The organism is Campylobacter concisus, from assembly GCF_003048615.2.
Taxonomy (GTDB): domain Bacteria; phylum Campylobacterota; class Campylobacteria; order Campylobacterales; family Campylobacteraceae; genus Campylobacter_A; species Campylobacter_A concisus_C.
On the sequence record NZ_CP049263.1, the window covers coordinates 770,558 to 785,167 of the forward strand.

The following is a 14,610-nucleotide window of genomic DNA, read 5'->3' on the forward strand; positions in this document are numbered from 1 at the left end:
GCTTAATTCTCTTATAAATTTACCCACTTAAATTTACAAAATTTCAAAATTTACAAGCCGTTAATCAATATTAAATAAAATCCATAACTAAAAATATGTAACGGAGATATTATGAAAAATGTCGATCTTGGACTTTTATTTCTGCGCTTAGGCCTTGGAATTTGCCTTTTTATGCACGGCTTTGGCAAAATTTTACACGGAGTTGGCGGCGTAAAGAGCATTTTAGTTGATGCTGGACTACCTAGTTTTCTGGCGTATTTTGCCTATCTTAGCGAGGTTTTAGCCCCTATAATGATTGCTGTTGGTTTTTACTCAAGGCTTGGCGCGCTCCTAGTTTTTGGCTCTAGTCTTGTCATTTTGTATTCATATTTTGGCTTGTCAAATTTACTTGAGCTAACTAATGTAAATGGCTTTAAAGCAGAGCTTATATATCTTTATATCGCTATGTCACTTTGCATCATCTCGACTGGTAGCGGTAAATACGCTATCAAACAAGATTGATCTAAATTTAGCACATATCAGATGTGCTAAATTTTCACACGTTTTATTTAAATTTTAATTTTATTTTATTTTTTTATAACAATTTAAGTTTGTAGCCTTTAAATTCAAAAATATCTCAAATTTAAAGGACACATGATGAACTCTATAAAAAAAGAGCCTTCGTTTCTGCTGGCCCTTACGCCTATCTTGGTTATGATCGTAGGCCTTGCGCTTGGCGTTGGTTATATGAAGCTAAAGGTTGAGCCGATCATTTTGATAGCAGCCCTTGTGGCTGGTGGCATCGCTTGGAGGCTAGGATATAGTTGGAGTGAGCTTCAAGAGGGAGTGATAGAGAAAATTTCAAGCTCATTGCCAGCGCTTATGATACTTTGGGCAGTCGGTCTGCTTATTGGCTCGTGGGTATTTTCAGGCACTATCCCTATGATCATCTACTACGGTGTAGATCTTATAAGTCCGCAGTATCTAGTCCTAACAGCTTTTGTCATCGCTGCTATCATCTCAACCGTGACTGGCACGTCTTGGGGTTCTGCTGGCACAGTCGGTGTCGCCATCATGGGTATAGCTCAAGGTCTTGATGTAAATTTAGCAGCAACTGCTGGTGCGGTAGTCGCAGGAGCATACTTTGGCGACAAGCTCTCTCCGCTCTCAGACACGACAAACCTAGCTCCAATAGCTGCTGGCTCAGAGCTTTATGAACACATCAGACATATGTTTTATACGACTATCCCAGCAACTATCGTTGCGATAGCAGCTTATCTATTTTTTGGTAGTGAGGCGGCAAGTAGTGGTGCAAATGTTTCAGAGTCGGTTTTGGCGCTTCAAGGTCAGCTTGATAAAATTTTTCACTGGAACATCATCTTGCTTTTGCCTGTGCTTTTTGTCTTGGCTGGCTCGGTGCTAAAGTGGCCAACGATACCTGTCATGATCATAGCCTCGCTATTTTCAGTGCTTCTTGGTGTTATAGTTCAAGATTTTAGCTTTAAAAATGGCTTTATCTCAGTGATGACTGGTTTTAACGTCACGATGAGTGGCATTAATATGGAGTTTTCAAAAGATATCACTAAGCTTCTAAATAGAGGCGGCGTGAGCTCTGTAAATTCAACCACTATCCTAGTCATCTGCGCTATGGGCTTTGCTGGCATCATCTCAAAAACTGGCATGCTTACAAAGGTACTTCACACCATCATGGCAAGGGTTAAATCAACAGCAGGCGTCATCATCTCGACTATCGGCTCATGCCTAACTGTCGCATTTGTCACAGGTAGCTCATATCTTTCCATCCTCATCCCTGGCGAGATGTTTAAAGACTTTTATAAAGAGAAAAATTTAGCAGCCAAAAACCTCTCAAGAACGCTTGAAGACTCTGGCACCGTGATCGTCCCACTCATCCCTTGGTCAGCAGCAGGCGCATATATGACAGCCACACTTGGTGTGCCAACGGTAGAGTACTTGCCATGGGCGATACTAAACTACATGGGCGTTGTCTTTGCTATCATTTTAGCTCTTACTGGCATCGGCATAGCTAAGATAAACAAGGATGCCAAATGATACTTATAAAAAATGCCAAAATTTACTCGCCAAAATTTCTTGGCAAAAAAGATATATTTATATGTAATGGCAAGATCGTCTGCATAGCTGAAAATTTAGAGCCAAATTTGCCAAATGTAAAGGTGATCGACGCTTCAAATTTAGTAGCCATACCAGGTCTTATTGATAAGCACGTGCATATCACTGGAGGCGGCGGAGAGGGTGGCTTTAAGACTAGAGTGCCTGAGATCATGCTTTCAAATTTAATAGAAGCTGGCATAACGACGGCTGTTGGCCTACTTGGAACTGACAGCACGACAAGAAGCGTTGAAAATTTAGTCGCAAAAGCACACGCGCTAAACGACGAGGGCATCACATGCTACGCTCACACCGGCGCATACAGCTCTAAAACGCCAACTATAACTGGAGAGATCGAAAAAGATATTGTCTTTGTTGATCCGATAATCGGCACCAAGCTAGCCATAAGCGACCACCGCTCATCAAGCGTGAGCAAAGATGAGCTCGCTCACATAGTCTCTGCTGGCAGGGTGGCTGGTATGATCAGCTCGAAGTCAGGACACACCACACTTCACATGGGCGACGGCAAAAAGGGCTTAAATTTGATCTATGAAGTGCTAAATGAGTATGACATGCCGATCACGCTATTTCAGCCAACGCACGTAAATAGAAACGAGGAGCTTTTTAAGCAAAGCTTTAAATTTATAAAAGATGGCGGCTATATCGACTTTACCTGTATGCCAGGACTTACGCCACTTGAGGCTGTAAAGCGTATCAAAAAAGAAAATTTACCGACAAATAAGATAACAATTAGCTCAGATGGCTTTGGTAGCTACTCTAGCTATGATAGTGACGGAAATTTACTAAAAATAGGCATTGCTAGCGTCAAGAGCTTATATGAAGAGTTTATAAATTTTGTAAAAGATGGTTTTAGTATCGAAGAGGCGTTGCCGTATTTTACGACAAATGTTGCAAGAAGTGTAGCCTTGCAAAATAAAAAAGGCGAGATAAAAGAAAATTTCGATGCAGATATTTTGCTAATCGATGATAAATTTGAGATTAAATTTGTCGTTGCAAAGGGTGAAATTTTAAAAGATGACAGCGGTTTTATAAAAAAAGGAACATATGAATAAATCTAACTTATTAACCGTTATTTAAGCTTTTTTTAAATAAAATTAGGTCTTTTTAATAAATTTAGTTGAAAGGAATTATTGTGCCAACCATAAATCAATTGGTCAGAAATGAACGCAAGAAAGTGACTGTTAAGTCAAAATCTCCAGCGTTAAAAGAGTGCCCTCAAAGAAGAGGAGTTTGCACTAGGGTTTATACTACAACTCCTAAAAAACCAAACTCAGCTTTGAGGAAAGTTGCCAAAGTTAGGCTTACAAGCGGTTTTGAAGTCATCAGCTATATCGGCGGTGAAGGTCACAACCTACAAGAACACAGTATCGTTTTAGTTCGCGGCGGTAGGGTTAAAGACTTACCAGGTGTTAAGTATCACATCGTTCGTGGTGCACTTGATACTGCTGGTGTTGCAAAAAGAACAGTTTCTCGTTCTAAATATGGTGCAAAACGCCCTAAAGCTGGCGCTGCTGCTCCAAAAAAGTAAAAAATTAGGTTCGCAGACGTTGCTTAAATTTGCAAACGTTTGAGTAAAATTTCATAAAAATTTGAAGGAAAAATCAAAATGAGAAGAAGAAAAGCTCCTGTAAGGGAAGTTTTACCTGATCCGATTTACGGAAATAAAATAATCACTAAATTTATTAATTCTCTTATGTATGATGGCAAAAAAAGCGTCGCTACAGAGATAATGTATGGTGCTATTAAAGCTATCGAAAAGAAAAATGCTGAGGTTAAAGGCATTGACGTTTTTAACGACGCTATTGAAAATGTAAAACCTATTTTAGAAGTTAAATCACGCCGTGTTGGTGGCGCTACTTATCAAGTACCAGTTGAGGTTCGCCCAGCTCGCCAACAAGCTCTTGCTATCCGCTGGCTTATAACTTTTGCTAGAAAAAGAAGCGAAAGAACAATGGTTGATAAACTAGCAAATGAGCTTTTAGATGCGGCAAATTCAAAAGGTGCATCTTTCAAGAAGAAGGAAGATACTTACAAGATGGCAGAGGCTAATAAAGCATTTGCTCACTACCGCTGGTAAGAAAGAATTAGTATGGCAGAGAGAAAAACGCCTTTACATAAGGTAAGAAATATCGGTATTGCGGCTCACATTGATGCTGGAAAAACAACTACTAGTGAGAGAATTTTGTTCTTCACTGGTATGAGCCATAAGATAGGTGAGGTTCATGATGGTGCTGCTACTATGGACTGGATGGAGCAAGAAAAAGAGCGTGGTATTACTATTACATCAGCTGCAACTACAGCGTTTTGGAAGGGCTACCAAGTAAACCTAATCGACACTCCGGGACACGTTGACTTCACTATTGAGGTTGAGCGTTCTATGCGTGTTCTTGACGGCGCTGTTGCGGTATTTTGTTCTGTTGGTGGTGTTCAGCCACAGTCTGAAACTGTTTGGAGACAAGCAAATAAATATCACGTACCAAGAATTGTTTTTGTTAATAAAATGGATAGAATTGGTGCAAATTTCTTTAGAGTTGAAGAGCAGATTAGAGAAAGATTAAAAGCAAATCCAGTGCCTATCCAAATTCCTATCGGTGCAGAGGATAACTTTAAAGGTGTGGTTGATCTTGTAAGAATGAAAGCATACGTTTGGAATGACGAGAAAAAGCCAACTGACTATGTAGAAGAAGAAATTCCAGCTGAAGTTAAAGATAAAGCTGAAGAATACCGCGCAAAACTAATCGAAGCTGTTTCTGAAACAGATGATAGTTTGATGGAGAAATTCTTTGCAGGCGAAGAACTAACTGAAGAAGAGATCAAAAAAGGTATAAAAGCAGGCTGCTTAAGAATGACTATCACACCTATGCTTTGCGGAACTGCGTTTAAAAACAAAGGTATCCAACCTCTGCTTGACGCAGTAGTTGATTATCTACCAGCTCCAGATGAGATTGCAGCGATAAATGGTGTTTATGAAGATGGCACTGAAGTGACTGTTGAAAGTACAGATGATGGCGAATTTGCCGCTCTTGCGTTTAAAATTATGACTGACCCATTTGTTGGACAGCTAACATTTATCCGTGTTTATAGAGGAAGCCTTGAAAGCGGTAGCTATGCTTACAACACAGTTCAAGACTGCAAAGAGAGAATCGGCCGCTTACTAAAAATGCACTCAAATAAACGTGAAGAGATTACTGAGCTTTTTGCTGGTGAAATTGGCGCTGTTGTTGGTCTAAAAAATACTCTAACAGGCGATACTCTTGCAAGTGAAAAAGATAAAGTTATCCTTGAGAGAATGGACTTCCCAGAGCCAGTTATCAGTGTTGCGGTTGAACCAAAAACAAAAGCAGATCAAGAAAAAATGGCGATCGCTCTTCAAAAACTAGCTCAAGAAGATCCAAGCTTTAGAGTTAGCACTGATGAAGAGAGCGGACAAACTATCATTAGTGGTATGGGTGAGCTTCACCTAGAGATCATTGTTGATCGTATGCTTCGTGAATTTAAAGTTGATGCTGAAGTTGGTCAGCCGCAAGTTGCATACCGTGAGACTATCCGTAAGGCAGTTGAACAAGAGTACAAGTATGCTAAACAATCAGGTGGTCGTGGTCAATATGGTCACGTGTTCTTACGCATCGAGCCACTTCCAGCTGCTAGCGGATTTGAATTCGTTAACGACATCAAAGGTGGTGTTGTTCCAAAAGAGTACATCCCAGCTGTTGAAAAAGGTTGTAAAGAAGCGCTTCAAAGCGGTGTTCTTGCAGGATACCCAGTTGAAGATGTTAAAGTTACACTTTTTGATGGTAGCTACCACGAAGTTGACTCATCTGAAATGGCATTTAAACTTGCTGCTTCAATGGGCTTTAAAGAGGGCGCTAGAAAAGCAGGTGCAGTTATACTTGAGCCTATGATGAAAGTTGAAGTTGAGACTCCAGAAGAGTATATGGGTGATGTTATTGGTGACCTTAATAAGCGCCGTGGCCAAGTAAATTCAATGGATGATAGAAATGGTGTAAAAATCATTGCTGCTTATTGTCCACTTGCTCAAATGTTTGGCTACTCAACAGATCTTCGCTCAATGACTCAAGGTCGTGCGACTTACTCTATGGAATTTGATCACTACGAAGAAGTTCCTAAAAACGTAAGTGAAGAGATTATTAAAAAGAGAAATGGCTAATTAGCCAAAATAGGGCAGAGTGATCTGCCCTTTAAAATTTAACTACTTGAGTAAAAATTTAAACTAACTTGTAAATTTGTCCTCATAGCTCAGCTGGATAGAGCGCAGAATTCCTAATTCTGAGGTCGTGAGTTCGAACCTCGCTGGGGACACCACTCCTGCTTTAAATACCGTGCAATAACAATCTTTTATAGAGTGCTTTTAATCATTTATATTTAGAATTCTTATTTTTATAAGTAGTTGTGTTTGATATATAAATAAATTTATTTTTTTAATGAATTATTTGTATGACCTCACTATCAATAAAATTTATCAACAAAAATTTTATATATTTAATAATCCATGCTAACATTTCAAAAATTTATTTAAGGAGAGTAGATGAAAAAAATTTTACTTTTAGGAGCCGTTTGTTGTATGTTGTCAGCTGATGTTAAAACTGTTAATATAAGCCCAGATGAGATCAAAAAATATGACCAGATTGTTGATATTAGAACTCCATCTGAATGGCAAGAGACTGGCATCATAACTGGTGCGAAGACCATCACTTTTGATCCAAGTAACAAGAGTGCATTTTTAGATGAGCTTTCAAAGGCGGTTGATATCAAAAAGCCTATCGCTCTTGTTTGTAGAAGTGGTAGAAGAAGCACAGCAGCAGCTGCAGCGATAGATAGCACAGATCTTAAGATTATAAATTTAGATGGTGGCATGAGTAGTTTGATCGAGCAAGGTTACAAAACTACACCTTATAAAAAATAGACAAATCTCTAAAATCTACATTTGACTACAAGATAAATTTATTTTGTAGTCAAAATTTATACTAAATAATAAATTTTATTATTTGATTAACCAGTGATTAACTCTAAGTCAATATAATTTCATCACATTTAAACAATAAAGAAGGAGACAAAATGTCAAAAGTTATTTTACAGTTAAACACAATTCAGGCTGATGCAAATGCACTTTATATCAAATTTCACGATCTTCACTGGAATGTAAAAGGCCTTCAGTTTTTTAGCGTCCACGAGTATACTGAAAAAGCTTATGAGGATATGAGTGAGATTTTTGATGACGCAGCTGAGAGAGCTCTTATGCTTGGTGGCAGACCTATTGTTAAGGCCGAAGAGTTAGCAAAAGTCGCTCACATAAAACACGAGCCAAAAGAGAGCTACACTCCGACTGAAGTTTTGGATATTGTTTTGGCTGATTACAAGCACCTTTTGGGCGAGTTTAAAAAGCTTGATGAGCTTGCAGAAGGCGACACAACAACTCAGATGTACGCACAAGATCAAATAGCTAAATTTGAAAAAGCCATCTGGATGCTAAACGCAACACTTGGCAAATAATTACAGCGGGAGCTCTCCCGCTTTACCCTAAATAAATTCCACCTTTTGGCGATATAGTTTTTATAAACTTATAGGAGCCAAATATGCAAATCAGTCAAATCGTAAGCTCATACAACACTTCAAGTATAAAAGAAAATGTAAAATCAGAAATTTCGCTTCATAAAGATGAAAAAGAGGTTTCTAAAAAGCAGCCCGAGATTTCAAATTTAAGCGCAAAAGAGATATCAAATAGCTACTTTTTGCAGTATCAAAAAGATATTACTCAAAATACTAGTTCAAATTTACTAGCTCAAGGTGGTCTAAGCTTTAGTGTGCCTGAAAATTTATCAGACATTTTAGCTGGACTTGATCTAGCAGGCATAGGCTACAACGGCAAAGCTCTAGGAGAGCTAAGTAGCGATGAGGCGAGCGAGCTAGTTAGTGAAAATGGCTTTTTTGGCATCGCAAATACAGCTGATAGGATAGCCGGCTTTGTGCTAAATGGTGCAGGCGATGATGTAGAGAAGCTAAAAGCTGGTAGAGATGGCGTGGCAAAGGGCTTTGAGGATGCAAAGAAAATTTGGGGTGGTGAACTTCCTGAAATTTCACAAAAGACTATCGAAAAGACCCTTGAGACGCTCGATAAAAAGATCGCCGAACTTGGCGGTAATGTTTTAAACGTATCAGCCTAAATTTCTTGGGGTCTCTCCCAAGAAATTTATATATTAATGTAAGTACAAAACTCAAATTTTAAAATTCGCAAATTTTATTTAATCTTAAAAGCTATACTTTGCTCTTTATATTAAGGAGAAAAGATGAAAGCTAAAATTTTACTTCCTCTAGCAGTAGCTACTATGTTTTTGGGATGCTCATTTTTTGATGACAATCCACCAGTCCGCAAGCAACCAAGGCAAGCTACTAAAACTATACCTGCAAAAAGCTCAATCAAAGGCTTCATAAAAGATGTTAGCTATAAAGATTCGAAATACTGCTACGAGATAGTAGCCAGCGATGCGAAAAATCACAAACTAAACAAAGCAAATTTTTGTGCAAACAGATATTATTACGATAAAGGCGATCTTGTCTATGCGACTTTTTACGCAGATAAGCTCATAGACATGCTTCTTATAAAAGAGGGCGGCTCTAGAGGCGCATATAATGGCATAAGAAAACCACAAAATGAAGTGGTTGTTAAAAGAAAAAATATAAAAACAAATATCGAAGTACCAAAAGAGGAGAAAATTTCTTTTTAGATTACCGTTGATTTACTGCTAGCGTATATAATTTCATCAGCAATCAAAACTAGAACTCCTTTTAAGGGGCAAAGCAACGGCCCCTTTTTCTTTTTACCCCCCCCCCTTTTTTTTTAAAGTCTCATTTGTAAAAGTTAAATTATCAAAATATACCTCTTTTTGGTCAAAATCGGTAAACGATCGGTAACAAAAATGCAAAATTTTATGATTTTTTAAGCTTCATCTTAAAATTTATTGATTATAATCGTCGACACAAAAACCTTAAAAGGAGAAAAAATGAAACTAACAAAAATTAGTTTAGCCGCTTTGGTTGCTTTAGGCGCATTCTCAAGTGTAGCAAGTGCTACTCCACTTGAAGAAGCTATAAAAAATGTTGATCTTTCTGGTATGGCAAGATATAGATATACTCATACGCATCAGTATAATAAGAAACAAAAAGACGTTTTTAAAGAAAATGGAACTAATGATGGTGATGGTCATGGCTTTAAAATGATCACAAATTTTAAAGCTGCTATCGACGATAACTTCTTTGGTGTTATCGGTTTAAGATATAGCAAAACTGATGGATCAGGTGATAATGCTGGTAATGGTACAGATAAGACAGATACAACTACAGGATTTGGTGTTCACCAATTCTATCTAGGCTATAAGATCGGTGGTACTACTATAACAGCTGGTAAACAAGAGATTGGCTCATACTTTACTGATGATGCTATCGGTACTGGTGTAAGAGTAGTAAATGAAGATATCGAAGGTCTTACTCTAACAGCTTTAGCTTTTGATGCTCTTGAAGGCAATGGCGAGAGCGATGGCAAATTATATGATGCAGCTGTAACTAATAAATTAAATAGCTATGACGTTGGTAACTTATATGCAGCTGGTATTGCTGGTTCATTTAATCCAGTTAGCTTCCAACTATGGTATGGCACATTAACTAATCTAGCTGATGTACTTGCAGCTGACGTTTCAGCTAAATTCGACATCACTAATGACTTTGCCCTAGGTGCAAGACTTAACTATGCAAATAGCATAGCTGATAAAGAAGCTAAAAACATCCTTGGCTACAATGATGGTAACTTCTATGCTGGCGAACTTTCAACTTCACTATTTGGTTTTGATCTAGCTGCTGGTTATATCGGCTGGAAAGCTCAAGATAAAGGTGTGTCAGCATTTACATTTGAAGATCAAGGTGGCCTAATAACTGCTGGTGAAGATGTATTTGACTGGACATATGCAGAGGGTAAAGGTAACTTCTTCTATGCAACAAGTGCATATACATTTGATAAATTCACAGTTGGTTTAGATTATGTTAAAGGTACTCAAAAAACTTCAGCTGGCGCTGGTAACCCAGATGTAAAAGATAAAGTTGAGGAATTTGTTCCAAGATTTGCTTACCAATACAACAAAAAGCTAACATTTAGCTCATTTTATTCTTTCCAAACTCACAAACTACCTAATGATGTGAAGACAAAAGATGACAAATTTAGATTTGAAGCTAAATACTCATTCTAATTCATAGCTCGTTAATCAACTTATGATATAATCCCGGGTCGGAGCAATCTGATCCGGGATTTTTAAATTTAGAGCAAAATTTCAAGGAAACTTATGAAAAATATCAAAATTTCTTTTTTGGCGTGTTTTTTGGTGGCAAATGCCTTTGCAGCTTCTCAGGTTTATTATATAGAAGCTCGTGGTGAGTTTGGTAAAGAGCTTGCTGAAATGGCAAAAAAGCAGGCTAATGACAGAAATGAAAAAGTAAATGTCTATGTCGATGAAGATCCAAGACGCTATAAAGACAATAGAATTTTAAAATTTGGCGTTGATAGAAAAGGTAGATATAGCGTCTCTTTAGGAAAAGAGCTTTATGAGAAACAATGCGCTAGCTGCCATGGTGAAAGTGCGGAGAAAAGACCATTTGGCTCAACACCACTTAAAAACATGGATGCTAAAGATATAGAAGATAGCATCATCTCTTATAGAAGTGACTCAAGCTTTGGTGGTAGTGGTAAAAACGTGATGCAAAACCAAGCTAAGATCGTTTCAAACAATGATCTAGGTGCAATACTTGCTTATCTAAAAGGTAAAGATGCACTTGCAGATCAAGATACAAACGAAAATAAACCAGTTTCAACCGAAACAAAGCAGGGCAGTTATTTAAGATAAATTTCACTTCGGTAGCTTTGCCACAATATAAATAAAAGGAAGCAGATGTTAAATCCAAAAACATTATTTTTAAGTATGGGCTCAGCTATCGTTTTGATGATAATCTTTGCCGTAGCTAGTGGAGCCGCCACAATAATTGAGAGCAAAACCAGCACTGAAGCAGCTTGGTACTATGTTTATGGTGCTAGCTGGTTTGCGCTCATCCAACTACTTCTTGGTATAAATTTAGCCTTCAATATCTTTAGATACAACCTAATCGATCCCAAAAAACTCCCATCTCTCATCTTTCACTTAGGTTTTATCGTCATCTTAATCGGTGCTGGCATCACAAGATATCTTGGTTTTGAAGCTGATATGCATATACGTGAAAACACCGCTTCAAACGTTGTTAGTACAAAGGTTTCGTATATAAATTTAACAGCGCTTAACGACAAAGGCGAAGAGATCAGCTCGGCTATGCCTTTGGGACTTGCTGATGTGAAGAAGGGCTTTGATCTAAAGCTAAAAACAGCAGACGGTGAGGCTAGTTTAAAATTTAAAGAATTTGTGCCAAATGCAAGTTATAAATTTGTAAATGATGATAGCGGAAAGCCTGTCGTTGAATTTGTAGTATCAAACGAGAGCGAAAGCGAAGAGATATTTTTACTTGAAGAAGAAGAGGCAAGGGTTGGAGATATCAGCTTTATCTTTAATGCAAAACCAGATGAAAATAAAAAATACGTTCTTTTTAGGCTAAATGATGGAAAATTCACTGTTACTTCAAATGCCGATCTTTCAAAATTTACTATGGCGGATAGCTCTAAAACTGAGCTAAAAGCTGGCAGTGTGAATGAATTTGGCACGGGCAGCTTATATACTATCTCAAATATAAATTTCGCTCCAAGACTAGTCTCAGCGCACGCTTCAAGAAAGCTAGTTAGCTCAAAGGATAGCGAGTTTAATGCGTTGATAGCTGAGCTAAACTACAAAGGTGAGAGTAAAGAGATGCATGTATTTTACAACCTAATGGAGCCTTCACGTATCGCCGTGGCTGGACAGAAATTTAATGCCTCATGGGGAGCTCAGCAGATAAAACTCCCATTTAGCCTCTATCTAAAAGACTTTGAGCTAAAAAGATATCCTGGCTCAAATTCGCCTATGAGCTACTCAAGTGAGGTTGTGGTAAAAGACGGCACGAATGATCCTGGGTTTGATTATAGAATTTATATGAACCACGTGCTTGATTATGATGGATATAGATTTTTCCAAAGCTCATACGATACTGACGAGAAAGGTACGATCCTCTCTGTCAATAAAGACCCAGGCAAGATCCCGACATATATCGGCTACTTTTTGCTAGGACTTGGCTTCTTGTTAAATGTCATAAACCCTAACAGCCGCTTTAGAAAGCTTGCAAAACTAATAGATAATGAATCAACAAAAGGCGGTAAAAAAGTGGCTGCGCTCATAGCGGTCTTACTTTTGGGCTTAAATTTTAGCTCGCTAAAGGCTGAGGACTTCTTGCCACATATCAGTAAAGAGCATGCTGACAAGCTTGCTAGACTCATCGTGCAAAGTCCAGATGGCAGGATGAAGCCATTTGATACGCTTAGTAAAGAGGTTTTAAACAAAATTCACAGAGGCGAGAGCATAGGTAGTCTAAATTCAAACCAAGCGATGCTTTCTATAATGGTAACGCCTGATTTTTGGCGAAATGAGAAGATCATCGCGCTTGGTCAGAGCAAGGAGCTAAAAAAAGAGCTAGGTGTCGATGAGAATGCAAGATACGCAAGCTTTGATGAATTTTTTAAAGCGACAAAAGATGGTGGAAGCGAGTATAAACTAACAAAATTTGCCGAGATAGCAAACCGCAAACACCCAGGCTCACGCAATACATTTGACAAAGATGTGATAAAGATCGACGAGAGACTAAATGTATTTTATATGATATTTATCGGTGAAATTTTCAAAATTTTCCCAAAACAAGATGATCCATCAAATTCTTGGTATTCGCCTGCTAGCGCGATGATGTACTTCTCGCCAAAAGAGGCTGAGCTAGTCGTTGGCATGATGAGAGATTACTTCTCAGCTGTTGATGCAGCCTCAAAGGATAATGACTGGAGCAAGGCAGATGCGGCGCTTGAGAAAATTTCAGCCTATCAACACAAATACGGTGCTGCAGTCATGCCAAGCGAGAAAAAGATAGATATAGAAATTTTATTTAATAAATTTCAAGTATTTGACCGCTTGACACCGATATATCTTTTGGCTGGACTTGCGCTTTTGCTATTTGTTTTTGTCAAGATGCTAGCGCCAAAAGTGCAGATAAATGGCATAGTTAAAGCTGTATATATTATAAATTTACTAGCTTTTCTTGCGCACACAGCTGGACTTGGTCTTCGCTGGTACATCGCTGAGCACGCCCCTTGGAGTAATGCCTACGAGTCGATGGTTTATATCGCTTGGGCGCTTGGTCTATCTGGCATCATCTTTGCAAAACGCAGTCCGATCGCACTTGCGCTTACATCTATATTAGCTGGTGTTACGCTATTTGTCGCGCACCTTAGCTGGATGGATCCGCAGATCACGACGCTTGTGCCTGTGCTTCAGAGCTACTGGCTAACTATCCACGTCTCTATCATAACTGCAAGTTATGGATTTTTAGGCCTTTGTGCGTTGCTTGGTGGATTTACTTTGCTGCTTATCATCTTGCAAAATAAGAAAAAGCCAAATGCAGAGATCGCACGCAATATCACTGAAGCGACACGTATAAATGAGATGGCGATGATACTTGGCCTTAGCTTACTTACGCTTGGAAACTTTTTAGGTGGCGTCTGGGCAAATGAGAGCTGGGGTAGATACTGGGGTTGGGACAGCAAGGAGACTTGGGCGCTAGTTTCGATCCTCGTCTATGCGGCAGTGCTTCACATGAGATTTATACCAAAGCTTAATAATCAATACGCATTTGCCGTTGCATCATTTTTTGCCTATTGGTCGATCATAATGACCTATTTTGGGGTAAATTTCTATCTAGCTGGCATGCACTCATACGCAGCTGGAGATCCGCTTCCGGTGCCTGATTTTGTCTGGATAAGCATCGTAGTGATGATAGCGATGAGCGTTCTTGCATTTACAAAACGCTCTCTTTGCACAAGGCTATAGATGCTTCTTAAAGGCTTGATAGTCTTTTTTGTCTTTTTGCTTATAGTAGCCATTTGCGCGCTAGTCTATCTTTTGCTAAAAAACAAAGATCATCAAGTCTTAACAAGAGGACTAGAAGCTGAGGGCGAAGAAGAGATCACGATCGAAAAGCTTGAAGAGCTTGCTAGCGATAAAACTCTAAGCAAAAACGAGCTTTTCGAGCTTATACAAATTTTTGGAGAGAAATTTATAATACCAGCGAAAAAAAATCAGGTCGCTCCAAAAGAAGCTAGCAACTACATAAATTTTATAATCCTCATCTGCTCTCACCAAAATGCCGATGCAAAGCTTATTAACTTTTTAGACAAAGAGGCTAAAAAGAAAAATCCAAGCTATGTTGCAGAGATCGAAGATAGCGAGAGGATAGGCATAGAAAACCGCAAAAATCGCAGGTAAA

At 38.6% G+C, this 14,610-nt stretch carries 14 protein-coding genes and 1 tRNA gene; all 15 read left to right on the forward strand.

Annotated elements, in window-relative coordinates:
• Positions 1–111 precede the first annotated feature (111 nt).
• The 15 genes from CVS89_RS03920 (at position 112) to CVS89_RS03990 (ending at position 14,609) form a co-directional block, all read left to right on the forward strand.
• Positions 112–501: a DoxX family protein gene (locus tag CVS89_RS03920; RefSeq protein WP_009294512.1), complete on the forward strand. Its 390-nt coding sequence runs from the start codon at positions 112–114 to the stop codon at positions 499–501.
• A gap of 135 nt (positions 502–636) precedes the next feature.
• Positions 637–2,049: a Na+/H+ antiporter NhaC gene (nhaC, locus tag CVS89_RS03925; protein WP_021085501.1), complete on the forward strand. Its 1,413-nt coding sequence runs from the start codon at positions 637–639 to the stop codon at positions 2,047–2,049.
• Entirely contained in the window at positions 2,046–3,179 is a 1,134-nt protein-coding gene (iadA, locus tag CVS89_RS03930) for a beta-aspartyl-peptidase (protein ID WP_107847751.1), read from the forward strand. Before nhaC ends, iadA begins: the two co-directional genes overlap by 4 nt.
• 80 nt (positions 3,180–3,259) lie before the next feature.
• Positions 3,260–3,655, forward strand: coding sequence for a 30S ribosomal protein S12 (gene rpsL / locus CVS89_RS03935; RefSeq protein WP_002941121.1), 396 nt, complete (start codon positions 3,260–3,262; stop codon positions 3,653–3,655).
• 78 nt (positions 3,656–3,733) lie between these two features.
• Positions 3,734–4,204, forward strand: a complete 471-nt coding sequence (gene rpsG / locus CVS89_RS03940) for a 30S ribosomal protein S7 (RefSeq protein ID WP_002941142.1) — start codon at positions 3,734–3,736, stop codon at positions 4,202–4,204.
• 12 nt (positions 4,205–4,216) lie between these two features.
• Entirely contained in the window at positions 4,217–6,295 is a 2,079-nt protein-coding gene (gene fusA, locus CVS89_RS03945; protein ID WP_021090006.1) for an elongation factor G, read from the forward strand.
• Positions 6,296–6,373: 78 nt separating this feature from the next.
• Positions 6,374–6,450: transfer RNA gene (locus tag CVS89_RS03950), tRNA-Arg, on the forward strand.
• A 223-nt stretch (positions 6,451–6,673) separates the two neighbouring features.
• Positions 6,674–7,051, forward strand: coding sequence for a rhodanese-like domain-containing protein (locus CVS89_RS03955; protein WP_107847752.1), 378 nt, complete (start codon positions 6,674–6,676; stop codon positions 7,049–7,051).
• Positions 7,052–7,203: 152 nt separating this feature from the next.
• Positions 7,204–7,638 carry a Dps family protein gene (locus CVS89_RS03960; protein ID WP_107847753.1) on the forward strand — a complete coding sequence of 145 codons (435 nt, stop codon included), beginning with the start codon at positions 7,204–7,206 and terminating at the stop codon, positions 7,636–7,638.
• Positions 7,639–7,721: 83 nt separating this feature from the next.
• Positions 7,722–8,309 (forward strand): hydrogenase-4 component G, encoded by a 588-nt coding sequence (locus CVS89_RS03965; RefSeq protein ID WP_107847754.1) that lies wholly within the window; start codon positions 7,722–7,724, stop codon positions 8,307–8,309.
• A gap of 123 nt (positions 8,310–8,432) precedes the next feature.
• Positions 8,433–8,870 carry a hypothetical protein gene (locus CVS89_RS03970; RefSeq protein ID WP_107847755.1) on the forward strand — a complete coding sequence of 146 codons (438 nt, stop codon included), beginning with the start codon at positions 8,433–8,435 and terminating at the stop codon, positions 8,868–8,870.
• A 276-nt stretch (positions 8,871–9,146) separates the two neighbouring features.
• Positions 9,147–10,382, forward strand: a complete 1,236-nt coding sequence (locus tag CVS89_RS03975) for a major outer membrane protein (RefSeq protein ID WP_107847756.1) — start codon at positions 9,147–9,149, stop codon at positions 10,380–10,382.
• A gap of 93 nt (positions 10,383–10,475) precedes the next feature.
• Entirely contained in the window at positions 10,476–11,033 is a 558-nt protein-coding gene (locus CVS89_RS03980) for a c-type cytochrome (RefSeq protein WP_103572180.1), read from the forward strand.
• Between the two features lie 45 nt (positions 11,034–11,078).
• Positions 11,079–14,174, forward strand: coding sequence for a cytochrome c biogenesis protein CcsA (ccsA, locus tag CVS89_RS03985; RefSeq protein WP_107847757.1), 3,096 nt, complete (start codon positions 11,079–11,081; stop codon positions 14,172–14,174).
• Positions 14,175–14,609 carry a fatty-acid--CoA ligase gene (locus CVS89_RS03990; protein ID WP_107847758.1) on the forward strand — a complete coding sequence of 145 codons (435 nt, stop codon included), beginning with the start codon at positions 14,175–14,177 and terminating at the stop codon, positions 14,607–14,609.
• The last annotated feature ends 1 nt before the right edge of the window (position 14,610 follow it).

What these genes read in the sequence shown, in the direction of transcription:
- CVS89_RS03920 (WP_009294512.1), top strand. Translation starts at nt 112, where the DNA reads ATGAAAAATGTCGATCTTGGACTTTTATTTCTGCGCTTAGGCCTTGGA.
- nhaC (WP_021085501.1), top strand. Translation starts at nt 637, where the DNA reads ATGAACTCTATAAAAAAAGAGCCTTCGTTTCTGCTGGCCCTTACGCCT.
- iadA (WP_107847751.1), top strand. Translation starts at nt 2,046, where the DNA reads ATGATACTTATAAAAAATGCCAAAATTTACTCGCCAAAATTTCTTGGC.
- rpsG (WP_002941142.1), top strand. Translation starts at nt 3,734, where the DNA reads ATGAGAAGAAGAAAAGCTCCTGTAAGGGAAGTTTTACCTGATCCGATT.
- fusA (WP_021090006.1), top strand. Translation starts at nt 4,217, where the DNA reads ATGGCAGAGAGAAAAACGCCTTTACATAAGGTAAGAAATATCGGTATT.
- CVS89_RS03955 (WP_107847752.1), top strand. Translation starts at nt 6,674, where the DNA reads ATGAAAAAAATTTTACTTTTAGGAGCCGTTTGTTGTATGTTGTCAGCT.
- CVS89_RS03960 (WP_107847753.1), top strand. Translation starts at nt 7,204, where the DNA reads ATGTCAAAAGTTATTTTACAGTTAAACACAATTCAGGCTGATGCAAAT.
- CVS89_RS03965 (WP_107847754.1), top strand. Translation starts at nt 7,722, where the DNA reads ATGCAAATCAGTCAAATCGTAAGCTCATACAACACTTCAAGTATAAAA.
- CVS89_RS03970 (WP_107847755.1), top strand. Translation starts at nt 8,433, where the DNA reads ATGAAAGCTAAAATTTTACTTCCTCTAGCAGTAGCTACTATGTTTTTG.
- CVS89_RS03975 (WP_107847756.1), top strand. Translation starts at nt 9,147, where the DNA reads ATGAAACTAACAAAAATTAGTTTAGCCGCTTTGGTTGCTTTAGGCGCA.
- CVS89_RS03980 (WP_103572180.1), top strand. Translation starts at nt 10,476, where the DNA reads ATGAAAAATATCAAAATTTCTTTTTTGGCGTGTTTTTTGGTGGCAAAT.
- ccsA (WP_107847757.1), top strand. Translation starts at nt 11,079, where the DNA reads ATGTTAAATCCAAAAACATTATTTTTAAGTATGGGCTCAGCTATCGTT.
- CVS89_RS03990 (WP_107847758.1), top strand. Translation starts at nt 14,175, where the DNA reads ATGCTTCTTAAAGGCTTGATAGTCTTTTTTGTCTTTTTGCTTATAGTA.